This is a genomic window from Geomonas limicola (genome assembly GCF_014193675.1).
GTDB classification, from domain to species: Bacteria; Desulfobacterota; Desulfuromonadia; order Geobacterales; family Geobacteraceae; genus Geomonas; species Geomonas limicola.
The window spans coordinates 135315-157066 of sequence record NZ_BLXZ01000008.1 but is presented as its reverse complement, the minus strand read 5'-3'; the positions used below and the strand labels follow the sequence as shown (position 1 = coordinate 157066).

The window sequence follows — 21752 nt, the reverse complement described above, 5'->3', positions numbered from 1 at the left end:
TAAAAATTAGAAATATTCAATGCAAAAATATACTGGATCCCGCCTCCTTTGCAACCGCACTTCCGCGCTCGGCCAGGGGGCACACTTTGCCCAAGACAGGGACGCGACGATATGCTATCGTTCTAGCTCTTTAATCCGGGAGGCATCCTGCCTGCCGGCCAGCAAACCCCGCCCGTAGCAAGGGATCCCGATGCCTCTGAAGATATACACCAGCAACAGGATGGAGCTCTTGGTGGACCAGCTCGAGGGGGTGGTGCGCCAACCGCGCCCGGCCCCGGCGACGCCGTTTACCAAAGAGATCGTCGTGGTGCAGAGCAAGGGGATGCAGCGCTGGCTTTCCATGGAACTGGCGCGCCGGGTCGGGGTCTGGGCGAACTGCGAGTTCCCCTTCCCCACCAAGATCGTGGAGACCCTCTTCGCGGACCTCATCCCGGGGTCCCCCGCCGAGTCCCCCGCCTTTACCCCCGACGTCCTGACCTGGAAGCTTCTGGAGCTTTTGGAGCACAAGGCCGCCGAGCCGGGGTTCGAGGAGATCTGCAGCTACCTGGCGGACGACCGCGGCGGCCTGAAGCGCCTGCAGCTCGCCGAGCGCATCGCCGACAGCTTCGACCGCTACAGCGTGTACCGCCCCGAGCTGGTGCTCGCCTGGGAAGAGGGCGTCGACGGCGGGTGGCAGGGAGAGCTCTGGCGCGCCCTGGTGGCCGGCGAGCCACACCAGCACCGGGCCCGGCTCCTGGCCAAGCTGCGCCAGCTGGGAAACGCCGCCCCCTCGCCGCACTTGTCACGCATCTCGCTCATCGGGATCCCGACGCTCCCCCCCTTCCACCTCGAGGTGCTGGCCCGGGTCGCCCGGCACGCCGAGGTGAACCTCTTTCTTCTGAACCCCTGCCGCGAGTACTGGGGACACATCGTCTCCGAGCGCGAGCTGGCGCGCCTGGAAGAGCGCGGCGCCGCCGAGGGTGAGTGGTACGAGACCGGCAACCCGCTACTCGCCTCCTGGGGGAAACTGGGGCGCGAATTCTTCGAGGCGATCATCGAGGACTGCGGCGACCCCGAGCGCGTCGACCTCTTCGAGCAGATCCCGGAAGAGACCCTGTTGCACCAGGTGCAGCGCGACATCCTCGACCTGGTGGAACCGGGCGCCGGCAGGCGCGAGATCTCCCAAGGCGACCTCTCCCTCGCGGTGCACTCCTGCCACTCGCCGCTGCGCGAGGTCGAGGTGCTCTACGACACCCTCCTGGCACTCTTCGAATCCGATCCCGCCCTGGAGCCGCGCGACGTGCTGGTGATGACTCCGGACATCGAGCGCTTCGCCCCCTACATCGGCGCGGTGTTCGGCACTCCCGAAAGCGACCGGGTGCGCATCCCCTACTCCATCGCCGACCGCAGCCTGATGAACGAGGGGGAGGCGGCCCAGGCCCTGCTCGCCATCCTGAAGCTCTGCGGCGGGCGCTACGGGGTCTCGACCGTGCTGGACATCCTGGAGGCGGCCCCGGTGGCGCGCCGTTTCGGTCTCTCCGGCGAGGATCTCGACACCGTGCGCGAGTGGCTGCGCGCGGCCAACATCCGCTGGGGCATCGACGCCGCCCAGCGCGGCGAGCAGGGGCTCCCCCCCTTCGGCGAGAACTCCTGGCAGGCCGGGCTGGACCGGCTCCTTCTGGGCTACGCCTTAGACGGCGAGGGGCGCCGGTTCTTCAACGGGATCCTCCCCTTCGACGACCTGGAAGGGGCCGAGGCGCTGGTACTGGGGCGTTTCATCACCTTCTGCGAGAAGCTCTTCGGGATGACCCGGGCCCTCGCCCGGCCGCGCGGCACGGAGAAGTGGGTGGAGACCCTGCGCGAGCTTTTGTCCGAGTTCCTGAAGGTCGACGAGACCGGGGAGCGCGAACTGCTGGCCCTCTCCGAACTGGTGGGGAAGCTCGGGGAGCAGGCGAAGGCCGGTCCCTTTACCGGTGAGCTCTCCATCGAGGTGGTGCGCTACTGGCTCTCCCGGCGCCTGGAAAAGGCCGAGCGCGGCTTTGGCTTCCTGACCGGCGGGGTCACCTTCTGCGCCATGCTCCCGATGCGCAGCATCCCGTTTAAGGTCGTGGCGCTTTTGGGGATGGACGACGGCGCCTTCCCGCGGCGCAACCCGCCGCGCGGCTTCGACCTGATCGCCGGGGCACCGCGCCGCGGCGACCGCTCGCCGCGCGACGAAGACCGCTACCTGTTCCTGGAGGCGCTCCTGTCGGCGCGCAGCCACCTGCACCTAAGCTTCGTCGGGCAGAGCATCAAGGACAACAGCGAGCTCCCCCCGTCGGTCCTGGTGAGTGAACTTACCGACTACCTGGCGCGCGCCTTCTGCCACCCCGACGGCACCCCCTGCGGCGCCGTCCAGCGCCACCCGCTGCAGCCCTTCAGCCCGCGCTACTTCGACGGCAGCCCCGGGCTCTTCAGCTACTCGGCGCAGAACTTCCACGGCGCCCTGGTCCGGCGCGCCCCGCAGCGCAGCCTTCCCCCCTTTCTGGAGCAGCCACTCACCCCCTGGCCGGAGAGCGAGCAGCTCACCATCAAGGGGCTCGTCGACTTCCTGTGCAACCCGGCCCGCGAGCTGTTGCGCCGGCGTCTGGGGATCCGGGTCGAGGAGGGGATGGAACCTCTGGAGGAGGTGGAGCCCTTCAACCTGAACTCGCTGGTGAAGTACCAGCTGGAGCAGGAGATCGTCGCGGCACTTTTGGAGGGGGAAGAGGCGGCACTTCCCTTCGCGGTCGCCTGCGGGCGGGGCGACCTGCCACCCGGCGTCTGCGGCCAGGCGCTCTTCGAGAGCCTGAGCGGCCCCGCCGTCGAGTTTGCCGCCGCGGTCGCCGAGGCCTCCGCGGAGACCCCGCTCCCTCCGCTGGACGTCGACCTGAAACTGGGTGAAGTGCGGCTCACCGGTCGCCTGGGGTCGCTGCGCTCCGACCGGCTGGTCATCTACCGCTACACCAGGTTAAAGCCCAAGGACCAGCTGCGCCTGTGGGTCGAGCACCTGGCGCTCAACGCGCAGGGGGCCGACGGCTACCCGCAGCACTCCTGTTTCCTCGCCTCCGACACCAGGGTCGAACTCACCCCCGTCCCCGAGGCGACTGAACTCCTCGCCGGACTGGTCGCGCTTTACCAAGAGGGGATGACCCGGCCGCTGCACTTTTTCCCGGAGACCTCGCTTGAGTACGCCAAGAAGTCCCGCGACCCGAAGAAGGCCTCCCGGGCGCTGGCCGACGCCCGCGGCAAGTGGCACGGCAGCGACTTCTTTCCCGGCGAGGCGAGCGACCGGCACATCCGGCGTTTTTTCGGGGACCAGGTCCCGCTCGACGCCGAGTTTATGGAACTCGCCCTGCAGGTCTGGGGCCCCTACCTGGGTGCGCAGCTGGCACCGGCCAAGAGGGGGAGCGCCTCATGAACCGCTTCGACCTCATCGGCACCCCGCTTGCCGGACGCAACCTGATCGAGGCGAGCGCGGGGACTGGCAAGACCTTCGCCATCGCCGGGGTCTTCCTGCGCCTGGTGCTGGAGCTGCGCCTGCCGGTCGGCGAGATCCTGGTGGTCACCTTCACCGAGGCCGCGACCAAAGAGCTGCGCGAGAGGATCCGCAAGCGCCTGAAAGAGGCCGAGCTCGCCTTCGAGTCCAATGAGACCGACGATCCCCTCCTGGGCGGCCTCCTCGAGCGGTGCGCGGACCGCCCCCAAGCGCGCCGCCTGCTCGCCAACGCCCTGCGCTGCTTCGACGAGGCTGCCATCTTCACCATCCACGGTTTCTGCCAGCGCACCCTGCAGGAGAACCCCTTCGAGAGCGGCTCGTTGTGCGACACCGAGCTCTTGACCGACCAGGCAGCCCTCCTCGCCGAGATCGCCCAGGACTACTGGCGCATCAACTGCTACGGTGCGCCGCTGGAGCGCATCGCCGCCGCCCACGACGCCGGTCTCTCGCCGGACGCCCTCTTGAGCCTGGCGCGGCGCCTGGCCGCCGACCCGTTTGCGAGCGTCATTCCGCCCCCCCCGCAGGCAGCCGGGGACACCCAGCAGTGGCTCCTTGCCCTGCGGCGCGGCTTCTTCGACTTCCTGTCGAGCGAGCTCCCCGGCCGCAAGCGTCTCAAAAACGTGCGTTCCTTCGACGACCTCCTGCTCGACCTGCACGCCGCCGTCTGCCGTCCCGGCTCGCCCCTTCCCGGGCTGATCCGCGGGCGCTACAAGGCGGCGCTCATCGACGAGTTCCAGGACACCGACCCGGTGCAGTTCGCCATTTTCGACAGCATCTTCCCGGTCGAGTCCGACACCCCCTTCTTCTTGATCGGCGACCCGAAGCAGGCAATCTACAGCTTCCGCGGCGCCGACATCTTCGCCTACATGGGGGCGGCCAAGGCGACCGAGAAGCGCCACACCCTCATCGAGAACTGGCGCTCCGAGCCGAGCCTGATCCGCGGCGTGAACACCCTGTTCGCCTCGCACCAGGCCCCCTTCCTCTTCGAGGAGATCCCCTTCAGCCCGGTGCAGGCAGCCCCCCGGCAGCTCTCCCTGCTCTCCGTGGCCGGCGACCTTGAGCCCCCCCTCAAGCTCTGGTTCACCCCGCGGCGCGAGCCGGGGAAGCCGATCAACAAGGGGGAGGCAGGCGAACTCCTTCCCGAGGCGGTCGCCTCCGAGATCTCGCGGCTCTTGCGCCAAAGCGATGAGGGGACCCTGAAGATCGGCGAGCGGCGTGTGGTTCCCGGCGACATCGCGGTCCTGGTGCGGGCCAACCGCCAGGCAAAACTCATGCAGCGGGCACTGACCCGGCGCGGCATCCCGAGCGTCCTTTGCTCCGCGGGGAACCTGTTCGACTCCGAGGAAGCCGGCGAACTGCTGACGGTCCTGGCCGCAGTCTCCGAACCCGGCCACGAAGCGCTCTTGCGCGGCGCGCTCGCCACCGACCTGAGCGGCGTGAGCGGCTCCGACCTCGCGCGTCTGAGCGAGGACGAGCGGGGCTGGGAGGAGGTGCTCGAGGAGTTCCGCGGCTACCACGAACTCTGGGCCGAAAGCGGCTGCCTCGCCATGATGCTCCGTTTCCTGGAGCGCCGCCAGGTGCGCGCCCGGCTCCTGGCGGCCCCTCTTGGCGAGCGTCGACTCACTAACGTGCTGCACCTCGTAGAAACCATCCACCAGGCCCAGATCTCGGGGCGTCTCGGCATGGAAGGGGTGCTCGCCTGGCTCTCCTGCCGCATCACCGAGCAGCCCAAACGCGAGGAGCACGAGATCCGGCTGGAGACCGACGAGGCCGCGGTGCAGATCGTCACCATCCACAAGAGCAAGGGTCTCGAGTACCCCATCGTCTTTCTCCCCTTCTGCTGGGCCGAGTACTCCGGCAAAGATCCCGCCGCCTTGTTCCACACCGAGGACGGCAGCGTGGTGCTGGACATCGGCTCCGAGCGGCTGAGCGAGCACCAGGAGCTTGCCCGGCGCGAGAGCCTGGCCGAGAGCCTGCGCCTGCTTTACGTCGCGCTCACCCGCGGCAAGCACCGCACCTACCTCGTCTGGGGCGCCTTCAAAGACGCCGGCGACAGCGCGCTCAGCTACCTGTTGCACCCCGAGGCCCCGGTGTCCCGCGGCCAGGTCACCCTGAGTGATCAGGCGCTCCTGGCCCAACTAGAGCAGCTCGCCGAGCGCTCGGCAGGGGCGATCGAGATTCTCGCCATGCCTGAGCCGGACCAGGTCCCTTACCAGGCGCCCCCTGAGATCGCCGCACAGTTTCAGGTGAGGGAGTTCGCCGGCAGTATCGCGCGCGAGTGGCGGGTGGCGAGCTTCACCTCGCTCGCCTCGCACCAGCACCAGCACCACGGCCCGGGGGAGTTGCCGGACCGTGACGAGGGGAGCAGCAAAGGGCAGTTGGAGCCAGGCGGCGAGGCGACCGGGATCTTCGCTTTTCCCAAGGGGGCCAAGGCCGGCATCTTCCTGCACGAGATCTTCGAGGTGCTCGATTTCACGAAACGGGAGGGGCTCGAGGAGCTGGTGAGCGAGCAGCTCATCAAGCACGACTTCGACGCCCAGTGGCACGGCGCGGTCTGCTCCATGGTGCGCAGCGTGCTCTCCGCCCCGCTTGGCAAGGACGGCTTCGCGCTGAAAAGCATCGGGGCCGAGCGGCGCCTGAGCGAGTTGGAGTTTTTCTTCCCGCTGGCGCGGGTCACCTCCGAGAGGTTGCGCGAGGCAGTCACCCGCTGCACCGGGCTCAGCTTCCCGGTCGACCTGGCCGGGCTCTTCAGCCGGCTCTCCTTTGCGCCCCTCGAGGGGATGCTACGCGGCTTCATGGACCTGGTGATCGAGCAGGGGGGGCGTTACTACATCCTGGACTGGAAGTCGAACCACCTCGGCAACCACCCGGGCGCCTACAACATGGCCGGGATGCGGCGCGAGATGGAGGAGAGTTGTTATGCGCTGCAGTACCTGCTCTACACCGTGGCCCTCGACAACTACCTGAGGCTGAGGGTCCCGGGCTACGACTACGACGAGCACTTCGGCGGCATCTTCTACATCTTCCTGCGCGGGGTGGACGGCAGCGGCAACGGCATTTTCGCCGACCGCCCGCCCAAGCGCCTCATCGAGGAACTCTCCGAGGCTCTCCTGGGAAGCGCGCACCACGGGCCGGCAGAGTTCCAGGCGCAGCCCGCCCAACCGGTAAAGCCCGTGCAGACCTCCTTCGAGTTCTGACGAGTCCGGCCGGGATGAGAACGTGAGGCAGCCAGTCGTGGACATTTTACATCGATGTCCCCAGGGGTTGCTCCCCCGCCCCTTGCGGGAGGGGGCAGGGGGGTAGGGGAAGCCGGACGCTCCGCTGCACCGCAACGGATGGGACTGACGTCCCCCTCACCCCGACCCTCCCCCGCCAGGGGGGAGGGAGGTCCCGAGTAGACGCCTGGTTACACCTTCGTTCCTGCGCTCCGGCGTGGGAACGCCGCCCGGGACGCTCCGCGCCCCGGCCTGGAAAATTGTTTCACGAAGCACCGCAGGCGCCCTAACGTCCCCCCCTTTGCGAAGGGGGGACAGGGGGGATTTAGCCAAGCCGCCCACGGCAAAACCAGCAACCGAGACGAGAGCCTAATGATTCCCGAAGGGATCCAGTTCAACGAGATAGACCAGCAGTTCGCCTCCTTCATCTGCCGCCAGGCCGGCAGCGAGGATAAGCGGCTTTGGTGCGCAGCTGCCCTCTTGAGCCGGGGGGTGGTAGCCGGCGACGTCTGCCTCGACCTCGCCGCAGCCCTGGCCGACGGCAGTGCTGCGGGTTACGGCGTTGCGGACCTCGAGACCTGGGTTACCAGCCTGCGCGCCCACGCGGTCGTCGGCGAACCAGGGGAGTTCGCCCCGCTGGTACTCGACCCGGCGAACCGCCTCTACCTGCACCGCTACTGGCGCTACGAGGACCAGCTCGCGGCGGCGATCCTGGCCCGCGGCGCCGCCGTCGAATTCGACCGCGAGGTTCTCGCCGCAAGCCTTGCCCGCCTCTTCCCCACCAGCGCCGCCGGCGCGACCGACTGGCAGCGCGTAGCTGCCTTGGCCGCCCTGACCAGGCGCTTCTGCGTCATCTCCGGAGGGCCGGGGACCGGCAAGACCTCCACCGTGGTGAAGGTGCTGGCGCTTCTTCTGGAGCAGATGGGCGGCCGCGACTGCCGGATCGCCCTGGTCGCCCCCACCGGTAAGGCCGCCGCGCGCCTCAAGGAATCGATCGTCAAGGGGATCGACTGCGCCGCCGAACTGCGCGCCCTCATCCCCGAGGATGTCTCCACCATCCACCGTCTGCTCGGCTACCTGAAAGGCTCCGCCAGTTTCCGGCACCACCGCGACAACCCGCTTCCCTTCGACGTGATCATCGTCGACGAGGCCTCCATGGTCTCGCTGCCGCTCATGGCCAAGCTGGTGGACGCCCTACGCCAGGACACCCGGCTGATCCTTTTAGGCGACCGCGACCAGTTGGCCTCCGTCGAGGCAGGCTCCGTGCTGGGCGACATCTGCAACACCGGCGCGGTCAACGGGTTCTCGAAGGCGTTCGTGCAACTTGCCGCGGAGCTTTCCAGGGATCAATTGGACGAGGAGCCTGACCTGACCGGCGCCATCACCCCAGCAAAGGGGATGCAGTCATATGGAGAGGTTGCGGGAAGGTCTGAGTTGGGCGATGCCGTCGTGCTGCTTCGCAAGAGCTACCGCTTCTCCGAGAATAGCGGCATCGGCAAGGTGAGTGCCCTGGTGAACGTGGGCAATGGTCCGGCCGCCCTCGAGGCGATGCGCGACGCAGGGTGCAGCGACCTTTTGCTGGCGGACGCACCGGCCCCGGGAGAGCTTGGCGAGGCGCTGGCGAGCCGGATCCTGGAAGGGTACGGGGACTATCTCGCCGAGACCTCACCCGAGGCCGCCTTTGCCAGGTTCGGAGAGTTCCGCATCCTGTGCGCCATGCGCAGCGGTCCCTTCGGGGTCGAGGCCGTGAACCGGATTGTCGAGGAGCGCCTGGCCAGGGCGGGACTCGTCAAGCCGGGCGGGCGCTGGTACCCAGGCGAGCCGGTAATGATCACCCGCAACGACTACAACCTGGGACTTTTCAACGGCGACATCGGCCTTTTACTTCCCGACCCGGAAAACGGCGGCGAGTTGCGCGCCTACTTCCCCAGTGGCAGCGGCATGCGCAAGGTCCTTCCGTTGCGGCTTCCCGAACACGAGTGCGCCTTCGCCATGACGGTGCACAAAAGCCAGGGGTCCGAGTTCGACCGGGTGCTTTTGCTGATGCCCGACCGCGACGCCCCGCTGCTCACCCGAGAACTGGTCTACACCGCCATCACCCGAGCCAAAAAGAGTGTGGAGATCCTGGCCTCGGACGACCTCTTCTGCACCGCGGTCGAGCGCCAGATCGTCAGAAGATCAGGACTCAGGGAGAAGCTTTGGGGCAGGGAACCAATTGACGGTTGACAATGGACGATTGACAATGAACGGCGGGTCGTCGGCGTTGACAAGGGAAAGTTGACAATTGACAATGAGATGCGCTTCGCAGACAATCGGCGACCACGCCAGGGATTGCCTCAGGCTGAAGGCACTTTCAGCACCCTCTGCTGATGCACCCAGCCATCCGCCGCACTCCCGCCTTTGACAGACCGATACAACAACACCACTTGGAGATCCAATGGAGCATAGAGCGCAGGTAAATGGAACAACTATGGCCTACTACGATGAGGGGAGCGGTCCCGTCGTCTTGTTGTTGCACGGCTTCCCTCTAAACCGCCAGATGTGGCAGACGCAGATACAACCGCTGGCTCAGGCCGGCTACCGGGTCATCGCGCCGGACCTTCCCGGCTTCGGCACGAGCGAAGCGCCCGCCACCGGCTACAGCATGGACAGTTTTGCCGACGCCATCGTCGGACTGCTCGACGCGCTGGACATCCGGCACGCCGTGATCGGCGGGATGTCGATGGGAGGTTACATCCTCTGCGACCTCCTGGAGCGCTACCCGGAACGCGTCAGCGCCGCCTGTTTCATCACCACCAAGAGCGCAGCCGACGACGAGGAGGGACGCGCCCGCCGCACCACCATGGCAGCACAGGCCGAGCGCCTGGGCGCCAACCCGATCATCAAGATCTTCGCGGAACTGCTCTTCGCCCCCGAGACCTCGCAGACCCAGCCCGCCCTGATCGCCCAGGTAACCGCCTGGATGCGCTCCACCGCCCCCGGTGCGCTGGCCGGCGGGCTTATCGCCATGCGCGACCGCAAGGACTACACCCCGCTCCTTTCCGGTTTCCAGCACCCTTCCCTGGTGCTCTTTGGCCAGGAGGACCGCGCCGGCTCGCCGCGCGCCGTGGACGTCTTCCGGGCCGGCCTGCCCAACTGTGAAAGCCAGATCATCCCCGGTGGCGGCCACATGGTGAACATGGAAAAGCCCGAGCTCTTCAACGCGAAACTCCTCGACTTCCTGAACCGGATCCGGGAAACCCTATGAGCCCCGAGCTGTTCCAGTTGGTCACCATCACCCTCCTGCTGGCGATCCTCACGGTCGCCCTCTTCTGCTGGCGCGCGCTCAAGGAGCGGCAGACCGGCACGGCACGTTTCGATCAGCTGGAAAAGGGGCTGGAGAGACTGGAGCGGATGTTCCAGGCCGAGCTGAGCCGGAACCGCGAGGAACTGGCCGCTAACCTCGGGAGGTTCGGGGAGGCGGTACAAAAGCGGATGGTGGAGATCGCCACCCTGCAAAAGGGGCAGCTGGACGGTTTTGCCCAGCAGATGGGGACCCTCACCGCCGGCAACGAACAGCGCCTGGAGAAGCTGCGCGAGACCGTCGAGGTGAGGCTCAAGTGGCTCCAGGAAGACAACGGCAGGAAGCTGGACCAGATGCGGGCCACGGTGGACGAGAAGCTGCACGAGACCCTGGAAAAGCGGCTCGGCGAGTCGTTCCAGCAGGTAAGCGGGCAACTCGAACAGGTGCACAAGGGGTTGGGCGAGATGCAGAACCTGGCGGCGGGAGTCGGCGACCTGAAAAAGGTGCTCTCCAACGTAAAAACCCGCGGCACGCTGGGCGAGGTGCAGTTGCACAACCTCCTGGAGCAGATCCTCACCCCCGACCAGTACGCGGTGAACGTCGCCACCAAACTCGGCAGCGACGCCCGCGTCGAGTTCGCCGTGCGCCTGCCGGGACGCGACGACCAGCCGCTGTGGCTTCCGATCGACGCCAAGTTTCCCCAGGAGGACTACCTGCGCATCGTCGAGGCCCAGGAACAGGGAAACCAGACCGCGCTCGTGGAGGCCAACAAGCAGTTCGACCGGACCGTGGTCAATATGGCGAAGCTCATCTGCGACAAGTACCTCGCCCCCCCCAGCACCACCGACTTCGCCGTGATGTTCCTGGTCAACGAGGCGAGCTACGCCACCGTGTTGAGCCGGCCGGGGCTCTTCGACAGCATCCTGCGCGACTACAAGGTGATCGTCGCCGGTCCCACCACCATAGCCGCCCTGCTCTCCTCCTTGAGCCTCGGTTTCAGGACCCTTACCATCGAGAAGCGCACCAGCGAGGTCTGGCGCTTGTTGGGAGCCATCAAGACTGAGTTCTCCAGCTTCGGGACCCTCCTCGACAAGACCCGTAAAAAGCTCGACGAGGCCTCCTCCAGTATCGACACCGCTGCCACTCGAACCCGCCGCATCCAGAAGAGGATGCAGGGTATCGAGGAGCTGCCGGCCACCGAGAGCTTGGAACTCTTGGGAAAAGAGCTGAAGGAACTCCCCGAGGAGAGCGAAGACGTCTGGACCAGGCTCGAGGATGGCCCCCCGTCGGCCTGACCGGTCACCATGCAGGCACAAAACATAAAGGCTCTCACCACAGAGGCACACAGAGGTACACAGAGGAAAAAACGGGGAAAGGCATAAAAGCAGAACCTGCGGAAAACACGCTCAAGATCCGTTTAACCATAAAAGGCACAAAATTCACAAAAACGAACCCCACCAAAACCGGTTCCCCTGTTTGCTCAGGAAGATGGCCGGACAGTTGGTGGGGTTCTTTTGTGTCTTCTGTGCTTTTTTGCGGCGAATAGAGGTCACAAAAAACCGGAAACGTTGCCGTCCCGGGTTTCCTCTGTGTGCCTCTGTGTCCTCTGTGGTCAGGCTTTGACTGGCCTTGAGCGAACTACTTTATCTGTCCGCGGATTTCACCGTCTGGATTCGCCTCGGTGTGCACGTTCACGTAGGCCTGTTCCGCCTCGAAGACGTGGAGCAGATCTTCCACGGTTTTACCCTGCAGCGGGCCGATCAGGTCCTTGTCCGAGATGGCACCTTCTGCCAGCATCCCGCTGAATTTCCCCTTCTTCTCTGCGCTGAAAAGTCCTGCGATGGGCGGGCCGTTTTCACCCTTCTTGGCCAGGTGGATGTGCGCCGCCGTGGCATCCACGATGTTCTTCACCTCGAGCTTGTAGTAGAGCGTCTTGCCGTCCTTGGTGAGTTTGAAGTCTGCTTTGCCCGAAGCCTTCGATTTCGGCTTTTGAGTCTCCTCCTTGGGGGTCAGCTTAGCTTTGAAGTGAGTTTCCTTGGCGAGCCCCGTCGTCGCCGCGAAGACCACCGCCAGAACCACGAACAACAGCAGTTTAAGGTATCTCATTGCGTGCCTCCTCTGACTTCTCTGTTGGCCTGCTGCCACAATGGCATTAATTCATGCTAACAGAAAGCAGATTTTGACGTCAACGAACTGTAATGGCGACTGCCCGAGTCGCAAAGAAAGCAAACCCTTCCAACGTGGATGATACGGATCTGTTTGTGAGCCGTCGTCTTGTCGAAGGCTCATGCGGATTACCCGGATCAAACCTCCGCAGTTGTTATTGTCTCTCCCCCTAGATTTAAAGGTTTATCCGTCAAAACCTTGCGCTAATCCGTCCAATCCGCCTTCCGGCTTTTCGCTTGGAGTTTTCTCCGTGCCCTCCGTGTCTCCGTGGCAAAAAAAAGAGACCCGGGCAGTTTTCCCCGGGTCTCCTCTGTGTGCCTCTGCGTCCTCTGTGGTCAGGCTTTGTGCTGTTTGATCGACTCGAGGATCTCCCGGTACAGTTCCAGGTACGCCCCCGCCTCCCGTTCCGGCGGGTACTTGTCACGCACCAGGCTGCGGCCGTTCTGTCCCAACCGCTCGCGCAACTCGGTATCGGTCACCAGGTGCTCGGCCTTGCGGTAAAACTCACCCGCGTCGCGGTAGAGCATCCCGGTGTGGCACTCCTTGATGATGGAGCGGTTCCCCTCGATATCGGTCACCAAAAGCGGCTTGGCGTGCGAGAGCGCCTCCAGCACCGCGTTGGACATCCCTCCCTCGATAAGCGAGCTGTTCAGCACCACGTCGGCGCTGCGGTACAGGTTCCCCATCGCGTCGTGCCCCACGGTCCCCAGGTAACGCGCAAACGGGTACTGCTCGAGGGCGTCCATCACCTCGGCGGCGTACCCCGCGTCGATCACCGGCCCGACCAAAAGGAGCTTGACCCCCGGATAGACCGCGTGCAAAGCCGCCAGCGGCTGCAACGGGAAAAGCACGTTCTTGACCGGACGCAGCCCCGCCGGGAGCAGGAAGGTGCACCCCTCCTTCTGCGCCGGGACCGGCGGCGCCGGCAGATTCGGCAGTTCCACACCCTGCGGGATCACCACCGTGCGCTCCTCCATGCTCGGGAGGTGTTCGCCCAGGCGCCGCTTCACGTAGGCGTGGAAAGCCACCAGCCGTACCGCCCCCTTCAAGGCGGCGTGGGTGTCGAAGCTGCGGTGGTCGTCGAGTGCCTGGTAGACGTCCGTGCCGGTCAGGGTGATCAGGTAGGGGAGTTGCAACTGTTCGGCGATGGCGTGTGCCATCCGGCCGCCGTGGTAGCCGTGGAAGGCGTGCAAAAGGTCCGGTGCGAATTCCTTCACGCCGGCCAGAAGCTCTTCGCCCGCCATCTTGTCCACCTGGAAGACCCGGACCTCGCAGCCCAGCAACCTCAGGTGGCGCTCGATGCGCCGAACGGTCACCGCATTGCCGTTCTCGGCGGGAAAATAGTTGGGTGCAATGAGGCAGACACGCATTTACAATCCTTTGGGGGGAGCCTAGCCGCCCTTCATGAGCCGGACGCCGCTGATCCCGGTCCGACACCTCCGGAGCAGGCAAGAGTACCGGGGGTAATGGCACGGCTCCAACTTCGTGGAATGACTTCATCATAGCCGCAAATGCCGCGCCAGGCAAGGGACAAACCCCTTGCCTCGCTAGCACAATCATGCTACGTTACGCGCCATTACGAGGTCTGACACATGAAAATTACCATCCTCGGCTCTGGCACTTCGACCGGCATTCCCATGGTCGGCTGCCACTGTCAGGTCTGCGATTCCACCGACCGGCACGACAAGAGAACCCGCGCTTCCATCATGGTAGAGTGCGGCGGCGGACGCATCCTGGTAGACACCTCGACCGACCTTCGCAAGCAGATGCTGCGCGAGGGGGTACCCCACATCGACGCGGTACTCCTCACCCACACCCACGCCGACCACATCCACGGCATCGACGACCTGCGCGGTTTCCACTTCATCCATCGCCGCATCATCCCCTGCTATGGCAGTCCCGAGACCATGGAGCAGGTAACCCGGAGTTTCTCCTACATCTTCGACGGACTCTCCAGCGAGGGGTATTCGCAGCTCATGGAACCCCACAACGTAGAGGCCCCCTTCGAGCTGTTCGGCTGCCGGATCGTGCCGATTCCCATCGAGCACGGCGCCTTTCTGGCCACCGGCTACCGGTTCGGCGCTGCGGCCTACCTCACCGACTGCAGTGCGATCCCGGAAAGCTCACGTGCCTTGTTGCAGGATCTCGACCTCTTGATCATCGACGGTCTGCGCTACTCCCCGCACCCCAACCACTTCAACATAGAGGGCGCACTGAAGGTGGTCGAGGAGCTGCATCCGCGCCGCACGGTGCTGACCCACCTCACCCACGAGGTGCGGCACGCCGACGGCGAGCGTCTGCCGCCGGGGGTCGAGTTCGCCTACGATGGCATGGTTCTGGAGCTGCCATGAAGTTTGAGCGCCGCGTCGCTCGCACCACCATCCCAGCCGCACGAAACGGACGGAACTGATGTTCAGAGACATTCGACTGCACGGCTATGCCAATGATCAGATTGAATTCTATGCGATAACCGCGGGCAGCGAAGCGTACAACCGCTACTTCTACAACTCCGACCAGGCCGATTCGGAAATCCGCTTCTTCTCCCCCGGCAACGAGTTCATCATCGGCCGCGACGGCATCAGCCACCGCGGCAACGGCGGTTCCTTCTGCGAGTACATGTTCGGCGTGGACCAGCCGATTGCCGACCTCGCCAAGGAAGAGGTATCGAACCGTCTGGTGGTCTACGGAACCCACTACGACCAGAAAAGCGGCACCCTCAAGTTTTCCGACCGCACCGACGGCTACCACAGTTTCGACAAGATCTTCTTCGACGGCAACGCCGTGTTCAACTACTTCTTCGCCCTGACCGGCGCCGACTTCACCGGACCTTTGCACGAGCAGCAGGAGCGCATCGTCAAGGTGCTGGGAAAGGCGCTGAAGCGCTCCCACGCGGTCGGGTTCGAACACGACAACCTGATCATCGAAGAGATCTTGAGCCTCATCGACGAGCCGAGCGCCCACCTTTTCCTCTTCAAGCTGATCAACACCCGGCACCGCCAGTACTCCGAGACCTTCCGCGACCTCTACTTCAGCAACAAGAAGATCACCGATTCCGAGTTCCAGAAGCTCTCCCAACTGGCCGAGCGCTACGGTATCGACCGCTACCAGCAGGAGCGCATCCGGATCGATGTCATGTACAAGCATCCGGACAACCGGCGCATCGTCGACGAGTACAAGAACATCCTGATCGCCTGCAACCGAAAGGGCGAGATCAACAAGCTGGAAAACGCCCGTCTGACCCGTTTGAAGACCCTCTCGGTCAGGAACAAGATCCCCGGCGCGCTCTTCTATACGCTGGACGAGATGCTCAAAAAGGACAAGAAGCTGGTCGATCTGGAGGAGTCGAACTATATCTCCGAGACCCGGCAGATCCTGGAGGGGATGTTCCTCTCCGAGCGCCACATCGAGAGCGCCATCGACACCGAGGACATGCTGAAGCTCCTCTTCGCCAAGAAGCAGGCCGCCGAGAATCGCGACCACGCCTTCGAGGAGATGCTGCTGGACGCGAGCAAGGTCTGCGACGAGAAGATCCGCGACGGTGCCGACATCTCCATCCTCGAGGGGTACTCGTACATCATCACCTACTTCGACCGTTACGACGCCACCTCGTCGGCCATCAACCAGCTGGCCTTCATGGAGAACGTGAGGATTTCCGAGGAGATGATCAGGAGCCTCTTGGGGAACAAGAGCGCCTTCGACCTGCTCGCCCCGGGGCTCTTCACCAAGCTCTTTCTCTCGGGCATCTTCGAGGATAAGTACCTGGGGAACTACGGCCGCAAGAAGGTGACACACCTGGCCGAAGGTTTGAAGCTCATCGAGGAGAACCGGCTCACCATCACGGCGCTTTTGGAGAAGCTGCAGCAGATCGACAAAGACGAGCGGCTCTACCTGATCCTGTTAGAGCACGTAAAAGAGCGGATCCGCAACTTCTACTCGAAGTACACCACCAAGGCAGACCAGGAGGCGCTCAAGAAGGAACTCACCGAGGAGTTGAACCACAAGAAACTCGTCGAGGGAGAGATCCCCGAGCACCTGTTCCACGAGACCATCCTGGCCATCAAGAAAGAGGCCATCTACATCCACAACCTTTTGCCCCAGATCGTCGCCGAGAAGAACTGTTCGCTCAGGGAGGACTTCCTGGAGAATTCCGGTCTGGACCGTTTCTACGTCGAGGAGCTCGAGCGCGAGTTCTTCGAGCTGAACGACCTCGACCTGGAGGAGCTGTACCAGATCCGCAAGGGACTCAATTAAAACAACTTTAACCCTCGTATCCCGGGCAACCAGCATCCCTCTCGCCGACAGCACCTCCGGGGAGAGCGTTCCGGCACCGAAACCCGCCCCTCTTTCAGCTCGAGTACCTTTGGTTATCCCGCTCGTCCCCCTTCCAAAGTCGACCACAGACGCCATCCAAAGTACCCAAGTCGCTGCCCCGGTTCGGCCTACGCCGCACCAAGGGACCAGAGCATGGTTCTCGGGCTTGCCCCTGTTGCCACTCAAAAGATCCCTTAAGCCTCTTTGGGCCATCTGGAACACACCCGCCTGCATCCTTCCGAAACTTATTTAAAGTACCCTTTTTCGTTAAAGAGCACGCCTCTCCTTCCGATAACTCTTACATTGCGAGCGCCCTGTTAGATGCCAATGTCCCCTTTCCACCATGCCCAATGATGCTCGCACATTCCATCTACCGTCTCACATCCAGAAACCAGAATTGACGTGTCGTTCAAGGAGGCACACATGGAAGTACGAAGGCTCATTATCGGCCTCTTGTCGATATGCCTGTTTGCTTTGGCTTCAGCAGTCCCGGCCCTGGCAAACTACATCGACCCCGTCAGCTCGCCGAAGCTGACCGGCCAGCGGGGAAGCGGGGCCAACCAGGTCGCGGGGCTCAGCAACGGCACCATCGCGATGCTGGTCAACGCCAACACCAACTCCCCCTCGGTCAAGGTGGTCACCTCGGACGGCACCCTGGTGTACAACACCTCCCTGGCGGCAGCCCTCGGGGCGCGCGCCAACAACAAGTCCACCATGGCCATCTACCCGGTCGCCAACGGCGAACTGATCGTCACCGTGGAAGGGACCTCCAACGGGTGCGACAACAACACCAACAACCCGTACATGTTCCTGCGCCTGAGCGCCACGGGGGTCATCACGACCCCGTTTACCGCGATCAACACCTCGACCAACGCGTACAACTGCTACACCGACATGGCCGAGCTTTCCAACGGCAACCTCGCCTTCACCTTCCAGACCGCGGGGGACAGCTATTCCCTGCGCATCCTGCAGCCCAACGGCACCCCCGTCACCGGGCAGACCTCCATCCAGAAGACGGGGACCGGCCAAGGCAACTGCAACAACTCCTCGGCCTATTCCTCCAACATCGCCTCCAACCAGGCCGGGCAGTTCCTCATTACCGAGCACTGCTACAACAACGCCAACCTCTACGGCGTCCTCTACAGCGACAACGGCACCCAGATCACCGTGGGTGGCGTACAGCACTTCGCCCTGGGTACCTACAGCAACTCCCCCTATACGAACGTCATGGGGCTCAGCGACGGCAACTTCATGGTCGCCTTTTCCGGGAACAGCGGCGCGAGCTACCAGCTGAAGAAGGTGCAGTCTGACGGCACGACGAGCAGTGCGGGTAGCTTCACCGGGGTCTGGCCGAGCTTCAAGTCCCTGGGCGACGGCGGCTTCATGATCTTCGACAGCCTGGTGAACACCGTAAGCGGCTACGACTACTACTACACCACCGGCGCCCGCTACTCAAACAGCGGCACGCTTCTGGAGGCGGCGACCAAGCTGGACAACAGCTACTCGGACCGCTGCTGGCCAGACCCCGACTGGGGGAGCTACTGCGACAGCTACGACGACACCTCGTACTTCGGGGCCCCGCTTGCCGTCGGCCATGCGAAGGGGGTTCTCTTTCCCAACGGTCGCACCGGCGACCTCTGGCTGCACAGCTTCGTCGACAGCGCGGTAGCCCCCTCGATCTCCGCACAGCCGGCCAACGCGAGCGTGACCTTGGGCGGCACCGCCAGTTTCTCGGCCACCGCCACCGGATCGAGCATCACCTACCAGTGGCAGGTCGATACCGGCTCCGGCTTCAGCAACCTGAGCGACGGCAGCGTCTACAGCGGCAGCACCACCTCGACCCTCGGCATCGCCGGCGCCACCCTCGCCATGAACGGCTACGCCTACCGGGTGGTGATCACCGGGAGCGTGAACCCTGCGGCGACCTCCAACTCGGCGACCCTCACGGTCAGTAAGAAGACCAGCAGCACGTCCCTCGCGACCAGCGGCTCACCCGTCAGCCAGGGGACCTCGGTGACCCTGACCGCGACGGTCACCGGCTCGGGCACCCCGACCGGCAGCGTCACCTTCCTGGACGGGGCCACCCAGCTAGGGACCGCGGCGCTCAACGGCAGCGGCAGCGCGAGTTACTCGAGCTCGGCTCTCTCGGTGGGGAGTCACACCCTGACCGCCCAGTACGGCGGCGACGCCAGCTTCAACGGCTCCACCTCGGCTCCCCTTACTCAGACCATCTACACGGTCCCCGGCGCCCCGACCATCGGCAGCGCGACGGCAGGCGACGCCCAGGCGAGCGTCAGCTTCGCGGCACCGGGCTCAAACGGCGGCAGCCCCATCACCGGCTACACGGTGACCGCGAGCCCCGGCGGCGCCACGGCAACCGGCGCCTCCAGCCCGATCACGGTAACCGGACTCACTAACGGCACCAGCTACAGCTTCACGGTCAGCGCCAGCAACACGGCCGGCACCGGCTCCGCCTCGGCCCCCTCCAACAGCGTGACGCCCAAAGCAGTGCAGAGCATCACCTTCACAAACCCCGGCGCCCAGAACTTCGGCACCACCCCGACCCTGAGCGCCGTTGCGAGCTCCGGGCTCACCGTGAGCTTTTCCTCCTCGACCACCGGAGTCTGCACGGTAACCGCGGGGGGGGCGCTCAGCTTCCTCGCCGCCGGCACCTGCAGCATCGCCGCCGACCAGGCCGGCAACGGCAGCTACCTCGCGGCGTCAACCGTGACCCGCTCCTTCGCGGTCAACGCGGTCGTCCCGGGTGCCCCGACCATCGGCAGCGCGACGGCAGGCGAGGCCCAGGCGAGCGTCAGCTTCACGGCGCCGGCCTCGACCGGCGGCACCAGCATCACCGGCTACACGGTGACCGCGAGCCCCGGCGGCGCCACGGCAACCGGCGCCTCCAGCCCGCTTACGGTAACCGGCCTCACTAACGGCACCAGCTACAGCTTCACGGTCAGCGCCACCAACACGGCCGGCACCGGTTCCGCCTCGGCCCCCTCCAACAGCGTGACCCCGAAAGCGGCCCAGACCATCACCTTTGCAAACCCCGGCGCCCAGAGCTTCGGCAGCACCCCGACCCTGAACGCCAGCACCTCCTCCGGGCTCACCCCGAGCTTCAGCTCGGCGACCGCCGGCATCTGCGCGGTTACCGCCGACGGCCAGCTATCCTTCTCCGCCACCGGGACCTGCACCATCCGCGCGGATCAGGCCGGCAACGGCAGCTACGGCCCGGCCCCCCAGGTCTCCCAGAGCTTCGCGGTCAACAAGGGGAGCCAGAGCCTCAGCTTCTCCCAGCCCCCGGCGACAAGCTACGGCGCCCAGGCGCTCGATCTCTCCGGCTTCGTCACTGCTGGCGCCTCCACCAGCCCGGTCATCTTCAGCATCGTGGGGGGGACCGGCAGTGGCACCCTGAGCGGGAGCAACGGAAAGCTCCTGAGTGCAGGCTCCGCCGGCAGCATCGTGATCCAGGCAGACCAGGCCGCCGATGCGGGCTACAACGCGGCGGCACCGGTGCAGCGCACCGTGACCGTCAACAAAGCCACCCTCACCGTTATCGCGAACTCCCAGACCAAGGTCTACGGCGCCGCCGACCCGACCTTGAGCTACATCTTCAGCGGGCTGGCGAACGGCGACAGCGCTGGCGTCATCAGCGGCGCGCTCACCCGCGCCGCCGGCGAGAGCGTGGCGGGCGGCCCCTACGCCATCGGCCAGGGGACCCTCGCGGCCGGCAACAACTACCAGATCTCCTTCACCGGCGCGAACCTCACCATCACCAGGGCCACGCCGGCCCTAAGCTGGCTTCCCCCCTATCCGGTCCCCTCGGGCACCTCGCTTGACACGCGGCAGCTGAATGCGACAGCCAGCCTTCCCGGGAGTTTCGCCTACACCCCGGGTACGGGCGCCCTGGTGAGCCAGACCCAGGCCCTGAGTGTGACCTTCACCCCGACCGACACCGGCAACTACACCTCGGCAACGGCAACGGTGCTCCTCGAGGTCGACAAGATCGGGCAGAGCATCGCCTTTGCGCCGCTTGCCCTGAAGATCCTGACCGACGCGCCGTTCAACCTGAGCGCCAGTGCCGACAGCGGCCTCCCCGTCAGCTACGCGAGCTCCAACCCGGCGGTCGCCACGGTGAGTGGCTCCACCGTCACCATCGTCGGGGTGGGAACCGCCACCATCACCGCCTCGCAGCCAGGCAACGCGACCTACGGCGCCGCGGCGAGCGTCAACCAGCCGCTCGTGGTCGGCTACACCTCCAGCGCACCGGCCCTCACGGTTTCCACGCTGGAAGACGGCACGGTGACCCAGCTTGCCACCATCAACCTCACCGGAACCGTCACGAGCCTCAACGGCATCGCGTCGCTGGTACTGAACGGCCAGCCGGTCCAGGTGACCGGCGGCGGCTTCTCGGTGGCCAGGACGATGGTCGAAGGGCGCAACACCTTCGTGATCACCGCCGTCGACAACGCGGGGCTCGAGACCACCGACAGCCGAAGCATAACCCTTGACACCACCGCCCCGGCAATCGGCGTCGACACCCCGGCCGACAACAGCGTGGTCTCCAGCCGCACCCTTACCTGCACCGGCCAGATGGACAACATCGGTACGGTCTCGGCGACCGTGAACGGGGGGGCCCCCCAACAGGCGGCCATGACCGGCAGCGCCTTCGAGATCTCGCTCAACCTGGCCGACGGCACCAACACCGTGTTCCTGACCGCGACCGACCTGGCCGGCAACAGCTCCACCGTGAAGCGCACCGTGGTCTCCGACACCACCACCCCAGCGCTGGCGGTCACCTCCCCGGCAGCCGATGCCACCGTGAATGCCACCAGCGTCACCATCGTCGGCACGGTGAGCGACGATCTCGGCCAGCCGCAGGTCGTCGTCACCCTGGACGGGCAGAACTACACCCCCCAGGTGACCGGCGGGAGCTTCACCCAGCAGCTGAGCCTCCCCAGCGCCAAGAGCTACGCCATCACGGTGCGCGCCACCGACCAGGCCGGCAACGTGAGCACCGTGCAGCGCAACGTTTTGCGTCCGAAGATGCTCGGCGACCTGACCCGCGACGGCAGGGTGGACATAGCGGACGCCCTCAAGGCGCTGCAGATCGCCGTCGGCTTCGCGACGGCCGACGCCGACGACCTGGCGGTAGGCGACGTGGGGCCGCTTGTGGGCAACGTCCCCCAGCCCGACGGCGTGATCGACATCGAGGACGCCCTGGCCATCCTGAAAAAGGCAGTCGGATCGCTCAACTTCTAGCCTTGCCCCGGCAAGC

At 65.1% G+C, this 21752-nt stretch carries 10 protein-coding genes; 8 read left to right on the top strand and 2 right to left on the bottom strand.

What is annotated here, in order from left to right:
• The first annotated feature begins 190 nt into the window (after positions 1-190).
• The 5 genes from recC to H7688_RS18305 all read left to right on the top strand — a co-directional run bounded on the left by recC (position 191) and on the right by H7688_RS18305 (position 11289).
• Positions 191-3418 (top strand): exodeoxyribonuclease V subunit gamma, encoded by a 3228-nt coding sequence (recC, locus tag H7688_RS18325; protein ID WP_183362662.1) that lies wholly within the window; start codon positions 191-193, stop codon positions 3416-3418.
• Positions 3415-6693 carry an exodeoxyribonuclease V subunit beta gene (gene recB / locus H7688_RS18320; protein ID WP_183362661.1) on the top strand — a complete coding sequence of 1093 codons (3279 nt, stop codon included), beginning with the start codon at positions 3415-3417 and terminating at the stop codon, positions 6691-6693. Before recC ends, recB begins: the two co-directional genes overlap by 4 nt.
• Positions 6694-7083: 390 nt before the next feature.
• The gene (gene recD, locus H7688_RS18315) at positions 7084-8937 is read left to right on the top strand and encodes an exodeoxyribonuclease V subunit alpha (protein WP_183362660.1); all 1854 of its coding nucleotides are present in this window, start codon (positions 7084-7086) and stop codon (positions 8935-8937) included.
• Positions 8938-9181: 244 nt separating this feature from the next.
• Positions 9182-9958, top strand: a complete 777-nt coding sequence (locus H7688_RS18310) for an alpha/beta fold hydrolase (RefSeq protein ID WP_246329878.1) — start codon at positions 9182-9184, stop codon at positions 9956-9958.
• The gene (locus H7688_RS18305; RefSeq protein WP_183362658.1) at positions 9955-11289 is read left to right on the top strand and encodes a DNA recombination protein RmuC; all 1335 of its coding nucleotides are present in this window, start codon (positions 9955-9957) and stop codon (positions 11287-11289) included. Before H7688_RS18310 ends, H7688_RS18305 begins: the two co-directional genes overlap by 4 nt.
• A 343-nt stretch (positions 11290-11632) precedes the next feature.
• Here the strand turns inward: H7688_RS18305 and H7688_RS18300 are convergent, their stop codons facing one another.
• Together H7688_RS18300 and H7688_RS18295 are read right to left on the bottom strand one after the other, a co-directional pair.
• Positions 11633-12100 carry a CHRD domain-containing protein gene (locus tag H7688_RS18300; protein ID WP_183362657.1) on the bottom strand — a complete coding sequence of 156 codons (468 nt, stop codon included), beginning with the start codon at positions 12098-12100 and terminating at the stop codon, positions 11633-11635.
• A gap of 395 nt (positions 12101-12495) precedes the next feature.
• Entirely contained in the window at positions 12496-13530 is a 1035-nt protein-coding gene (locus H7688_RS18295) for a GPMC system family 4 glycosyltransferase (RefSeq protein WP_183362656.1), read from the bottom strand.
• 222 nt (positions 13531-13752) lie between these two features.
• Between H7688_RS18295 and H7688_RS18290 the strand changes: the two genes are divergently transcribed.
• From H7688_RS18290 to H7688_RS18280, 3 genes are all read left to right on the top strand, one after another.
• Positions 13753-14511 carry a GPMC system MBL fold metallohydrolase gene (locus H7688_RS18290; protein WP_183362655.1) on the top strand — a complete coding sequence of 253 codons (759 nt, stop codon included), beginning with the start codon at positions 13753-13755 and terminating at the stop codon, positions 14509-14511.
• A gap of 58 nt (positions 14512-14569) precedes the next feature.
• Positions 14570-16411, top strand: a complete 1842-nt coding sequence (locus H7688_RS18285) for a TIGR04442 family protein (protein WP_183362654.1) — start codon at positions 14570-14572, stop codon at positions 16409-16411.
• Between the two features lie 483 nt (positions 16412-16894).
• Entirely contained in the window at positions 16895-21736 is a 4842-nt protein-coding gene (locus tag H7688_RS18280; RefSeq protein WP_183362653.1) for an Ig-like domain repeat protein, read from the top strand.
• Positions 21737-21752: the final 16 nt, after the last annotated feature.